Below are 12,869 nucleotides of genomic sequence, written 5' to 3' on the forward strand. Positions count from 1 at the left end.
ATGTCAACACTTACACTTTCAAACATCGCCAAATGTTACCCGAACGGCTACCAGGCGATTCAAAAACTCAACCTAGAGATCAACGATGGCGAGTTGGTGGTTTTGGTCGGCCCGAGTGGCTGCGGCAAATCGACGTTGCTGAGAATGATTGCGGGCCTTGAAGAGATCAGCTCTGGTGAACTTAACATCGATGCGACCAAAGTGAATGATCTTGAACCCGGTGAACGCGATATTGCCATGGTGTTTCAAAATTACGCGCTTTATCCGCATATGACCGTGTACAACAATATGGCTTACGGACTGCGTAATAGAAAAACGCCCAAGCAAGAGATAGAGCGCTTAGTGAACGAAGCGGCAAAAATGCTGGAACTTGATCATCTGCTCGATCGAAAGCCGAAACAGCTGTCAGGCGGACAACGTCAACGTGTTGCAATGGGGCGCGCGATTGTTCGCCAGCCTAAGGTATTTTTGTTTGATGAGCCGCTGTCCAACCTAGATGCGAAATTGCGTGTGCAAATGCGATTAGAGATCAAAAAATTGCAGCGTAGGCTAGGGACGACATCGGTTTATGTCACGCACGATCAAGTAGAAGCCATGACGCTGGCAGACAAGCTGGTGGTATTAAATCAAGGCAATGTTGAGCAGGTGGGAACCCCTCTCGACTTATATGATTTTCCGGCCTCTATGTTTGTCGCGACCTTCATTGGCTCACCTTCTATGAATATCCTCGATGGTGAAGTCACAGCGGAGGGGCTAAAGTTAGGCAATACCTTATATCCACTGCCTACAGAGGCACTAAACCTAGGGATCATTCACATTGGTCTGCGCCCAGAACATCTTTGTATTGCTCAAGACAACCCTTGGCTAGAGGTGGAAGTAGAGCTAATAGAAGCACTGGGTGCTGACTTATTGCTTTACTGCACAACGCAAGATGACAGTGCGCAAAAGCTGGTGGTGCGAGTGGATGGACACAGTGACATAAAGATTGGTGACTGTTTGGGAGTCGATATAAAGCCTCAGCATATTCATTTGTTTGACTGCAAAACGCAAAAACGAGTGGAATGGAATATTGATGCGTTCCAAGAGGTGAGTAATGCCTAAACCTTTAAGTGAACTATCACTTGAATACGCGCAACATATTGAGTGGTTGCTGACTGACGTAGATGACACACTTACATGGCAAGGCAGGCTCCCACCAGAAACATTGCTAGCGCTGCAAAAGCTAGAAAAGGTCGGGGTGAAAGTCGTTGCGGTAACGGGTGCGTGTGCGGGTTGGTGCGATCAAATCGCGAGGTTGTGGCCCCTACACGGTGTGATTGGTGAAAACGGCGCGTTTTGGATGCGCAAAGACGACAATGCTTTCCATGTCAAACACGTCAGAGACCGTGTGCGAATGAAAAAGGATCAGTTGGCGTTGTACCAAGCAATAGAAACCCTCTTGGAAGAGTATCCAGAGATCGAGTTCGCTCAAGATCAAGCGTTTCGTTATTGTGACGTGGCGGTGAACTTAGGGCAAGACAGAGCGCCTATTTCGTATGGTTTGAAAACTGAAATTGCCCAGCGAGTTCGCGCAATCAAGGTTGGTGAGTATTATGTTAACGCAACCCTAAGCTCTATCCACTTAAACGCGTGGGTAGGTGAGCACAGCAAACGAGCGACGGGCGAAGCCTATCTCGGAGAGTATAATCACGGTCGACTACCGGACTTGTCTAAACTGGCTTACGTTGGTGATTCGCTCAATGATGAAGGGATGTTTACTTGGCTGCCGACTACCTTTGGTGTTGCAAATATAACGCCTGTATTAAGCCAGCTTGATAGCAAACCTACTTTTATCACCGAGCGTAGTGGTGGTTTTGGTTTTGCTCAACTGGCAGATGTCATATCTCAAGCAAAATCATATTGTTAGCAAAAGTATTTTAATTCAGCTCACTATCAAGAGAATAAAAAGTCATTCATCATTTTGAATGGCTTTTTCATTTTCTTTTTCAATCAATTTAATATGCACAAGCGCGCTTATTTGTAGAGTGTGTGTAATCATATTGATCACATTTAATTAACAACTATTCATCCTTTTGTTGACATGGCTAGGCTTGTGATGAGTAATAAGATTCAAACGAGTGTTTTAATTTTAACTATTGTTTTCATTTCAACGATAGATACGTGAAGAACTTTAAGGTGACGCCAATATGATGAATCTTGCTGCTGCTCTGCAACGAAATGCCTCTTGTAAACCTAACCAGATTGCTTTGGTGTGTGGTGATGTTGAACTCACTTATGAGCAGTTTGATGCGATAGCTGGAAAAATTGCTAACGCATTGACTAAAAATGGAGTCGAAGTCGGTGATCGCGTGGCGCTCAGTTGTCCTAACTTGCCGTATTTTCCTTTAGTTTATTTTGCGATTCAAAAAGCGGGAGCAGTAGCAGTGCCGTTGAATGTGTTGCTCAAAGCGAGAGAGATCAAATATCACCTAGAAGATTCTAAAGCCAAGTTCTATTTTTGTTTTGAAGGTACGCCAGAACTGCCAATGGCCAAAGAGGGGCAAAGCGCGTTTAACGAGGTTGATGACTGTCAGCAGATGATCGTTATGGCCCAAGATCAGACGCAGCAATCATACAATGGCTTACCAACTCTGACGGCCTTTATCGAAGGTGTTGAGCCATTGACCGATTACGTGCCAAGAGAGGCCGACGATACTTGCGTTATCTTATACACATCAGGCACTACGGGTTTACCCAAAGGCGCAGAACTGACGCAAAACAACATCGTGATGAATGCGATGGTGGCACAAAACATTATGGGTTCTCGAGAGCGTGAAGTGCATTTGGTTACCTTGCCTCTGTTCCATACATTTGGCCAGACAGTGCACTTAAACGCGGCTGTTTTGAGTGGTTCGACTTTGGTACTTGTGCCGCGTTTCGAACCCAATTTGGTGCTTGATCTTATCGAGAAGCATAAAGTGACAATTTTTGCTGGTGTACCGACGATGTACATTGGTCTTATTCATGCCAAGCAGGAGACGAACGTGTCTTCGCTGCGACTGGCGATCAGTGGTGGCTCATCATTGCCTAAAGAAGTGATCAGTTGTTTTGAATCGCGTTTTAATGTGCCCATTTTAGAAGGTTATGGATTATCAGAAACTAGCCCGATTGCGTGCTTCAATCACCTAGACTGCGAGCGAATTCCTGGCTCGGTCGGTCAGCCAATACAAGGGGTAGAGGTCAAAGTCGTTGACTTAGAAGGGAACTTTCTCCCGGTTGGTGAAGAAGGCGAGGTGGTTGTTCGCGGCCATAATGTGATGAAAGGCTATTTGGATCAGCCAGAAGCCACCGAAGCAGCCATGAAGAACGGCTGGTTCCATACTGGCGATATCGGCAGGTTTGATGACGCGGGGAACATGTTCATTGTAGACCGCGTAAAAGACATGATTATCCGTGGCGGATTTAACGTTTATCCGCGTGAAATTGAAGAAGTATTTATGACCCATCCAGCGGTGGCGATGGTGGCGGTATTGGGTATTCCCAATGAAGAGTATGGCGAAGAAATCAAAGCCTATGTGGTGTTGAAAGAAGGGCAGTACCTAGAAGCCGACGAATTACAGGCGTGGGGTAAGGCGCAGTTTGCCTCGTTCAAATATCCTCGTTTTGTGGAAATTCGTGAACAATTGCCAATGAGTGCGACGGGCAAGATCTTAAAGCGTGAGCTCAAGGCAGAGCTTGAAAGCGTTTCTGCTTAAGGTGGAGTTTACCGCATAGCTAAAATGAGAAGAGTCACTGCAACTTGTACGTTTCAGCGACTCTTCAATTGTTAGTTTGCGATTATTGATTACAGCGCGGTAGTGACTTCATCAACCAAATACAAAATGGATTGATAAGGAATACCACTGTGGTGAGACAGGCCAATTTCACACGTTCGGCTATTACTAAAGCCACGTGTGCAGTTGGCTGGCACTTGTTCTTTCAGCGGGTGCACCGCCGCCGCGTTCAGTTCTGGGGTGGTGAAACCTTTGTCGCCAGCCCAGCCACAACACGCAATATGTTCTGGGAGAATTACCTCGCTTGCGCATGCTTTCGCAAGTTTCAGCATGTCATTTTCCAGTCCCATTTTTCTAGAGCTACAGGTCACATGCAGCATGACGGTTTCCTGTTTCTGCTTGATATCCAAACATGGCAGTAGATATTTAGAGACAAAACCTGTTGGTTCTAACACTTCGAGTGGTTTGGTGAAGCTATCGACGCTGCGTTTCGCACAAGGGCTGGTGTCCATCAGAATCGGGTATTCGCCTTCTAGACTCGCGCTCCAAAGCGCGTGTTCTAGTTGTTCCACTTTGGCTTGAGCAATATCCGTCATTCCTTTGCTGTCGTAAGGCATACCACAGCATTGGTCATTAATCCCTTCGGGGATAATAATCTCAAACCCTGCCTTTTTAATGAGTGACAGCGTCACCTCTGTTAGGCTGCGTTGGTCCGGTGCATCCGATTGTTGGCCCATCGTACGCGAAGCACAAGAGGGCACATAAACGACCTTCTTGTCTGATTGAACCAACAGTTCAAGTGCGCCATCCAATTTATGCGTATTGGATTGCGGTGTTTCGGGCATCCAAACTGGGGTTTTGTTGTGGCTGAGTTTACGAACGCCATTAACCAGTTTCGACATGCCGTTTTCACCAATCACTTTTACCGCGATCTGGTTGGCTTTAAGCGACGCACGGGTTAGGGAGGTGGTGGTGGCAAAGTGGTTGGCCGTCCATTTCGCGATCGGGGTGAACTTTTGGTATTTCGCAGTGCGCAGCTTTTTCACTAAATCGCCAGTGTTGATGCCTACTGGGCAGCGCTCGGCACAAAGACCTGTCGCGGCACACGTATCTAAACCTTGGTACTCAAATACCTGCTCTAGTTCGGAAGCTTCGACTTGTTCCCCTGCCTCTCGACGTCTTTGCAGCTCACGGTACAGCACAATGCGCTGGCGCGGAGACAGAGTTAACGTGCGAGAAGGGCAGACTGGCTCACAGAAACCACACTCGATACAGCGGTCAACAATGTCATCTGCGGCAGGCATGGGTTTCAAGTTTTCAATGTGCGAGTTAGGGCTATCATTGATGATTACGCCTGGGTTGAGCAGGCCTTCTGGATCAAACAGCTTTTTAATGCGCTGCATCAGCGCGTAGCCTTCTTTGCCCCATTCAAGTTCGACGTAAGGAGCCATATTACGCCCGGTGCCGTGTTCCGCTTTTAGTGAACCTTGGTATTTCACCGCGACTAAGTCTGCTACGTCATCCATGAACTTGCCGTAGCGATCAATCTCGTCTTGAGACTCAAAACCCTGAGTGAACACAAAGTGCAGGTTGCCTTCTAACGCGTGACCAAAGATGATCGCTTCGCTGTAATGGTACTTGTCAAACAGCTCTTGAAGATCGCGTACACCGTTGGCTAGGTTCTCTACTGGGAAAGCAACGTCTTCGATAATAACGGTAGTACCCACTTCACGTACCGCACCGACAGCAGGGAACATGCCTTTGCGGATGCCCCAAAGGGTCGCCACGGTTTTGGCGTCTGACGTGAACGGAACAGATTCGATGATCGTGTAGTCGGTGAGTGAGCCAAGAATCGCTTCACATTGGTTGTCTAACTCTTCTTGTGTGCTGGCGTGGGATTCAACCAATAGCGCTGCAGCTTCAAGGTCTAACTCAGGAATAAATGCAGGCATACCTGGTTTGTCAGCCACCGAGCGAAGAGCACGCCCATCCATTAGCTCTACCGCGGCAACCGGTGTTTTCGACAGCGTTGTTACCGCTTTACTGGCTTCTTCAATATCGGCAAATACCAATAGCGCAGACGCTTTATTTGAATGCTCAATGACGGTGTTGTAGGTGATTTCGGCAATGAAGCCCAGTGTGCCTTCTGAGCCAATCAATAAGTGTTCTAGAACTTCGATCGGGTCGTTGTAGTCAACTAAAGCGTTCAGGGCGTAACCTGTGGTGTTTTTCAGGCGGTACTTGTGGCGAATACGTTCGCTGAGTTCTTGGTTGGCTTGCGTGTCTGCTACCAGCGCCGTCAGGCCTTCTACAATGTCTGGCCGTGTGGCTTTAAATGTGGTGATGCTGTCTTTGCTCGATGTATCCAGTAAGGTGCCGTCGCTGAAAACGACTTTTACGCTATCGACAGTGCGGTAAGAGTTTTGCGCCGTACCGCAGCACATACCGCTTGCGTTGTTTGCCGCGATACCGCCAATTTTACAGGTGTTAATTGAGGCCGGATCTGGGCCGATTTTACGTTTGAAAGGTGCAAGGTATTTGTTGGCATCAGCACCAATCACCCCCGGTTGCAGGATGATCTTGTCGCCGTTGTCGATAATTTCGTGGCCGCGCCAGTCATCCGTGAGGGTAATGAGTACAGAGTCAGAGACTGCTTGGCCTGAAAGGCTGGTGCCAGCTGCACGAAACGTGAAGTGAATACCCATTTCGCGGCAGCTTTGAATCGCATAGATGACTTCATCAAGATGCTTCAGTCTTAAAACGATTTTCGGCACCAAACGATAAAAACTCGCGTCGGTGCCGTAAGCTAGACGTTTTGCTTCTTGGGTGATGATCCGCTCCGGATCAATCTGTAGAGCGAGTAATTCTTCCAGTTGTTGATAGGCAGCTGCTGTAATTGATTTAGCCATTGTTGCTTCCTTGTTGTCATTTCACTGGTGATGTTGTTTTTATGTTATTGATTCCAGTGATAAAAAAGGTGTCACACAATGTTTAAGATTGCTGTGACACCCATTCAATTTAGTCGACGTAAATTAGATGTTTACTAATGAGTCACGGTTCAGGTCTTGAATGCTCTTCGCACCTGTTAGCGTCATTGCTACGCGCATTTCTTTATCGTAAAGGTCTAGTAGGTTTTCAACACCTGCTTGGCCTTGAGCCGCAAGCGCGTAGATGTAAGAACGACCCAGCATTGCACAGTCTGCACCCATTGCCAGCATACGCACGACATCAAGACCGGTGCGGATACCAGAATCGACGAAGATCTTCAGGTCACCTTTAACCGCGTCAGCAATGCTAGGCAGTGCTTTAGCAGATGACATGACGCCGTCAAGCTGACGACCACCGTGGTTTGACACAACGATACCGTCTGCACCGAACTTCACTGCGTCTTTCGCGTCTTCAACATCAAGGATACCTTTGATGATCATCGGGCCATCCCAGAAATCACGGATCCACTCTAGATCTTTCCAAGAGATTGATGGGTCAAAGTTTTCGCCCAACCAACCAATGTAGTCTTCCAGTTTTGTTGGTTCGCCGCGGTAAGTTGAGATGTTACCTAGGTCGTGTGGCTTACCAAATAGGCCCACATCGAATGCCCATTCTGGGTGACGCATTGCTTGGAATACGCGACGTGCAGCGGCGTTAGGGCCACTCATGCCAGAGTGCATGTCACGGTAACGAGCACCCGGTACAGGCATGTCTACGGTGAAGACTAGTGTGGTTACGCCCGCTGCTTTTGCGCGCTCAAGAACGTTACGCATGAAGCCACGGTCTTTTAGTACGTAAAGTTGGAACCACATAGGGCGCTGAATCGCTGGTGTTACTTCTTCAATCGGACATACAGAAACGGTCGACATTGTAAAAGGAATGCCTTTCTTTTCTGCTGCTTTTGCTGCTTGTACTTCACCGCGGCGCGCGTACATACCCGTTAGACCTACCGGAGATAGGGCAATCGGCAAATCGAATTTTTCGCCAAAGATTTCAGTCTCTAGGCTTAGATCTGACATGTTTTTTAGTACGCGCTGTTTTAGAGCGATCTCTGCCAAATCTTCCGTGTTACGTCTAAGAGTGTGCTCTCCGTATGAACCACCATCAATGTAGTGAAACAAGAATGGAGGTAGCTTAGCTTTAGCAGCTTTGCGGTAGTCTGTTGAAGCAGAGATAATCATAATAATCAGTCCTATTAATGCAGTGCTTTCAATGAAAGCGAAGCTGGTTTAATTGTTCGTCATCCTGATTGATGTCACACCATGTTTAAAGTAAGCCTGCTACAAGGTGTTCAATACAGGTGATATTGCCAACTTTTTAATTCTTAAGCCTTTGTAGAGGCTAGTTCGACATCTGTGTAAAAGAGATGGCGTTAGTACCCAGTTAGGATGACACTAGTGTCGCTCTTGTCAGGGGAGTAGGCACTAACGCCAAATTCGTTAAATAATTAAGTTATTTCATTAGAGCATCAGTGATTTGTAGGCCGTATATAGCAACCATACCAATGATGCCTGTCAAAACTAGGTAGTAGAACGTTGGGATAACAGTCTTACGTAACGTTGCACCTTCGCGGCCCAGTAGCCCAACCGTTGCAGACGCAGCAACCACGTTGTGAATCGCAATCATGTTACCTGCTGCAGCACCAACCGCTTGCAAAGCGACAACTGTTGCACTTGAAATCGTCAGGGTTTGTGCCACTTCAAACTGGAATTGGCTGAACATCATGTTCGAAACCGTGTTTGAACCCGCAATGAATGCGCCCAGAGCACCGATTGTTGCACTTAACGCTGGGAATGCTTGGCCAACCAGGTCTGCTGCAAAGTTTGCTGTGGTTACTGGCATACTTGCTAAGTCTGCTTCGTTAATACCAGAGTTAATGAAGATACGAACCATTGGGATGGTGAATACTAGAACAAAACCCGCACCAACCAGTGTTTTACTTGACTCACCAAACGCTTTCACCAGTGGTGTTGCGCTGCGAGATTGAATCAGTACTGCCAGTAGAGCAACAAAGACTAGAATACCGCCTGGTAGGTATAGTGGTTGAATTGCCGCGCTGATACCTGCTTCACCCAGAATGTTGCTGAATGAAAGGCTTACGCCCGTTAGCATTGCTTTGAAGTCTGCGCTTACACGGCTTGCTACAAGCACAACAGCGAGTAGGACATATGGTATCCATGCTTTTACCATGCTCATTGGTTTAGCATGAGCAACAGATTCTTCTTCCTCTACTTTAAGAGTACCAAGCCATTCAGTAGGCCATTTCTTCTCGTCTTCAAAGTCCCACTTTGATTTCGGTACTAAGAAGCCTTTCTTCGCTGCGGTTACAACGATAGCAAGACCAAACAGACCACCAATCAGTGATGGGAACTCAGCACCCAGGAATACACCTGTTAGTGCGTAAGGAATCGTGAATGACAGGCCTGCAAAAATCGCGAATGGTAGAATGTCTAGGCCTTCAGTCCAGCTCTTGTTCTTACCGAAGAAACGCGTCAGCATCATCGCCATCAGTACTGGCATTAGCGTACCGACTGTTGCGTGGATAAGTGCAACGCTAGAAGTAATTTGTTGAATGTACGCTTCCCAAGTCGAGCCTGTCGCAAGCAGTGATTCAGTGATGTTGTGCGTATCTAAACCTTTGCTTACACCTACAATGATAGGTGTACCCACGGCACCAAAAGATACTGGAGTTGATTGGATCATCATACCCATCAACACAGCAGCCATAGCAGGGAAGCCGATAGCAACAAGAAGAGGAGCAGCGATTGCGGCAGGTGTACCGAAACCCGATGCGCCTTCAATGAAAGAACCGAAACACCAACAGATGATGATGGCTTGAATACGGCGGTCTGGCGAAATGTCAGTAAAGCCGTTGCGGATAGTGCTGATGGCACCAGTGTGTTTTAGCGTGTTAAGTAGGAAGATTGCACCGAATACAATCCATAGTACAGAGACAGTAATTCCTAATCCCTGAAAGACAGACGCCAGTACACGGTTTGTTGTCATGTCCCAGAAGAACAGGGCAATAACAACGGTTAAACCGAACGCGACAGGCATCGCACGTTTTGCTGGCCAGTTAAGGCCGACTAGTAGTATGGCAGCCACCACAATCGGTGAAAAAGCCACTAAGGCAAGTAGAGTCTCACTCATTGGTATTCCTCGCAAAGGCATTGATACCAATCTAAATAAGCATTCGAACATCAGTTACTCATACGGAGTTCTTATCTAGACACTTTGTTATTCCGTTATTACATAGTAGTCACTAAAGTAACAACTGGCTCAACTTAAGGTGCTTGAAAAGTTTTCCTTTATAAACAATGAGTCGTACAACTACTTATCCAGATTGGCTCGACTATCTTTCTAAATCTGGACTCTGTTGAGTCTCTTAGATTTTATATTTGTGATATTAGTGTTAATTTCGGGAGGAATTTAACGCTTTATTTTTTGTTTATATAGGGAAATAATGAAAATGATTAGTTCCAAAAATGGCATAATGAGATGCGAGCAGACGACTTAATTCTGTTTTCACAGGTAGTGGAAATGGGCAGCTTTAGTAAGGTTGCTGAGGTAAATAATCTTACAAATTCGGTAGTTAGCAAAAGAATTGCCCGTCTGGAAGAAGAATTGGCGGTACAACTACTATATCGAACTACGCGCAAATTAACGCTAACAGAGGCAGGTAAAGCCCTGGCCCATAGCGCTAAAAATGTGAAGCAAGCCACTGTTGAAGCGATGGATGCGATATCGGGATTTGGCGAGAACATAAGCGGACACATCAAAATGTCCGTTCCTTGTATTTCTGGTGATTTGATATTGGCCGACGCGGTGGCGGAGTTTTGTAACATGCACCCAGGTCTTAAGGTGGATATGGAACTTGATAACCGCTTTGTGGATCTGGTGGACGGCGGTTACGATTTGGTTATTAGGACTGGCTATTTAGAAGACTCTAGCCTTATTGCGCGGCATATTCTTGACTCGCAGTGGGTGGTGTGTGCTTCGCCTGCTTATGTTGCCAAAAATGGTAAGCCAGCCATACCAGAAGAACTGGTTCAACATAACTGCTTGCAGTATGCCTATCAAACAACAGGCGCCAGCGAGTGGGAGTTTAAGTCGAAAAGCGGCAACTACATCGTTAGCGTGTCGGGGGCGTTTTTTACTAACAACGCGACAGCGCTCAGAAAAGCCACCCTAGGCGGTCATGGTATCGCGTACGTTCCTCGATGCTTGGTTTATCATGATTTACGCAACGGTCAATTGGTCGATTTATTCCCAGAACAAGTCGGCAAAAAGCTCGGCATTTATGCGGTGTATCCGTTTACTCGCCAGCCGCCTAATAAAGTAAAGCTGCTTATTGAACACATTCGCGCAAGGTATCTCGCGATTTCACATTACTTTTAACGGGCACGTTGTTCCTAACGAGCAAAGAAAAGCCGACACATCCTTGTGCCGGCTTTTTTTCGGCGGCCAAACCGAATCGGTAGTGTGAATAGTTACGCGGCTTGCTCTGGTTCATCCAAATCAAACGACGCTGCAATGAGCTTCTTGGTGTAGTCACTTTGAGGGTTATGGAAAATCTCTTCCGCACTGCCTTGTTCCATCACTTCGCCTTTTTGCATCACCAGAACTCTGTCGGACAACGCTTTGACGACGCTTAAGTCGTGGCTAATGAACAAGAAGCCAATATTGTGCTTTTTCTGAATATCTTTAAGCAGATCGATCACGGTCAGTTGCACCGAGCGATCCAGTGCTGATGTAGGCTCATCAAGCAGAATGAATGAAGGCTCCAGGATTAACGCTCTCGCGATTGCGATACGTTGACGCTGACCACCCGAAAATTCATGCGGGTAGCGGTTGATAGAGTTGGGATCGAGTCTCACCTCAATCAGCGCTTTTCTTGCACGTTGCAAGCGTTCCTCTCGCGACAAATGTGGCTGGTGGACGGTTAACCCTTCAGTGATGATCTCACCAACTGTCATTCTAGGAGAAAGCGAACCATAAGGATCTTGGAATACCATTTGAATGTCTTTTTTAAGCGCGAACCTCTGTTTTTCGCTCAAGGCTGACAAGTCTTGCCCTTTAAATTCAATGCGACCACTGCTAGGCAGCAGGCCAATTAAAGCGCGTCCCAAGGTTGATTTACCTGAACCAGATTCCCCCACAATACCCAGCGTTTCACCTTGTTTCAGGTCGAGAGAGATGCCTTTTACCGCTTCAAAATACTGGTTTTTACTCGGAATAAAGTGAGATTTGGTTAAAAACTTCACGCGTATGTCTTCTGCTTTAAGCAGGGATTGTGCGGTATCTTCGATAGGATCTTTCGCACCGTGCGGAATCGAGTTTATCAACATCTTGGTGTAATCATGTGTTGGTGCGTCGAACAGAGTTTGGCAATCACCTTTTTCTACAACATCACCTTTACACATCACTATCACTCGGTCGGCGAGGTGCTTAACAACGCCTAAGTCATGGGTAATGAACAAAATCGCCATCCCCATTTTGCTCTGGATCTCTTTAATGAGATTCAACACTTCAGCCTGAACCGTCACATCCAGTGCTGTGGTTGGCTCATCGGCAATCAGAATGTCGGGTTCGTTGATCAACGCCATCGCGATCATAATGCGCTGTAGCTGACCACCTGAAAACTCATGAGGATATTTACCATACGCTTGGAGCGGGTTTGGTAGATGCACCAAATCGAACAATTCGAGCACTCTGGCTTTTGCTTGAGATCTTGAGACAGATCGGTGACACATGATGGCTTCTGCAACTTGAATCCCGACACGCATGTAGGGGTTCAGTGAGGTCATTGGCTCTTGAAAAATCATCCCAATACGGTCACCGCGGATTGACTGCATTTGCTTTTCAGACTTGTGGAGTAACTCCTCACCTTCAAACACAATACTGGATTGCTCGTGAATCATCGCATTATGTGGTAGCAACTGCATTAACGCATTGGTGGATACCGATTTACCGCTGCCTGACTCTCCAACAATGGCCAATGTCTCTTCTTTATACAGTTTAAAATTCACGTCCTTTACCGCATCAACAATTCCATCGTTGGTGGTAAAGCTTACTGAGAGGTTATTCACCTCTAGAATAGGCATCTGTGACATGGGTATTCCTTTATTA

The 12,869-nt window shown here is 46.8% G+C and carries 8 protein-coding genes; 4 read left to right on the forward strand and 4 right to left on the reverse strand.

Features of this window, described 5'->3' with window-relative positions:
• The 3 genes from VNE01S_RS13305 to VNE01S_RS13315 all read left to right on the forward strand — a co-directional run bounded on the left by VNE01S_RS13305 (nucleotide 1) and on the right by VNE01S_RS13315 (nucleotide 3,734).
• Nucleotides 1-1,101, forward strand: coding sequence for a sn-glycerol-3-phosphate import ATP-binding protein UgpC (locus VNE01S_RS13305; protein ID WP_053394569.1), 1,101 nt, complete (start codon nucleotides 1-3; stop codon nucleotides 1,099-1,101).
• Nucleotides 1,094-1,906, forward strand: coding sequence for an HAD-IIB family hydrolase (locus VNE01S_RS13310; RefSeq protein ID WP_053394570.1), 813 nt, complete (start codon nucleotides 1,094-1,096; stop codon nucleotides 1,904-1,906). Before VNE01S_RS13305 ends, VNE01S_RS13310 begins: the two co-directional genes overlap by 8 nt.
• A 280-nt stretch (nucleotides 1,907-2,186) precedes the next feature.
• On the forward strand, nucleotides 2,187-3,734 hold the full coding sequence (locus VNE01S_RS13315; RefSeq protein WP_053394571.1) for a long-chain-fatty-acid--CoA ligase: 1,548 nt from the start codon (nucleotides 2,187-2,189) through the stop codon (nucleotides 3,732-3,734).
• An 89-nt stretch (nucleotides 3,735-3,823) separates the two neighbouring features.
• Here VNE01S_RS13315 and VNE01S_RS13320 read toward each other — a convergent pair whose 3' ends face one another.
• The 3 genes from VNE01S_RS13320 to VNE01S_RS13330 form a co-directional block, all read right to left on the reverse strand.
• Nucleotides 3,824-6,661 (reverse strand): FAD-binding and (Fe-S)-binding domain-containing protein, encoded by a 2,838-nt coding sequence (locus VNE01S_RS13320; protein ID WP_053394572.1) that lies wholly within the window; start codon nucleotides 6,659-6,661, stop codon nucleotides 3,824-3,826.
• Nucleotides 6,662-6,784: 123 nt separating this feature from the next.
• Nucleotides 6,785-7,921 carry an FMN-dependent L-lactate dehydrogenase LldD gene (lldD, locus tag VNE01S_RS13325; RefSeq protein ID WP_053394573.1) on the reverse strand — a complete coding sequence of 379 codons (1,137 nt, stop codon included), beginning with the start codon at nucleotides 7,919-7,921 and terminating at the stop codon, nucleotides 6,785-6,787.
• 271 nt (nucleotides 7,922-8,192) lie between these two features.
• On the reverse strand, nucleotides 8,193-9,890 hold the full coding sequence (locus VNE01S_RS13330; RefSeq protein ID WP_053394574.1) for an L-lactate permease: 1,698 nt from the start codon (nucleotides 9,888-9,890) through the stop codon (nucleotides 8,193-8,195).
• Nucleotides 9,891-10,238: 348 nt separating this feature from the next.
• On the opposite strand from VNE01S_RS13330, the gene VNE01S_RS13335 reads away from it, so the two are divergent.
• Nucleotides 10,239-11,138 carry a LysR family transcriptional regulator gene (locus VNE01S_RS13335; RefSeq protein ID WP_053394575.1) on the forward strand — a complete coding sequence of 300 codons (900 nt, stop codon included), beginning with the start codon at nucleotides 10,239-10,241 and terminating at the stop codon, nucleotides 11,136-11,138.
• Between the two features lie 92 nt (nucleotides 11,139-11,230).
• Here the strand turns inward: VNE01S_RS13335 and VNE01S_RS13340 are convergent, their stop codons facing one another.
• Nucleotides 11,231-12,853: an ABC transporter ATP-binding protein gene (locus tag VNE01S_RS13340; RefSeq protein WP_053394576.1), complete on the reverse strand. Its 1,623-nt coding sequence runs from the start codon at nucleotides 12,851-12,853 to the stop codon at nucleotides 11,231-11,233.
• Nucleotides 12,854-12,869: the final 16 nt, after the last annotated feature.

It is taken from the genome of Vibrio nereis NBRC 15637 (assembly GCF_001591105.1).
Taxonomy (GTDB): domain Bacteria; phylum Pseudomonadota; class Gammaproteobacteria; order Enterobacterales; family Vibrionaceae; genus Vibrio; species Vibrio nereis.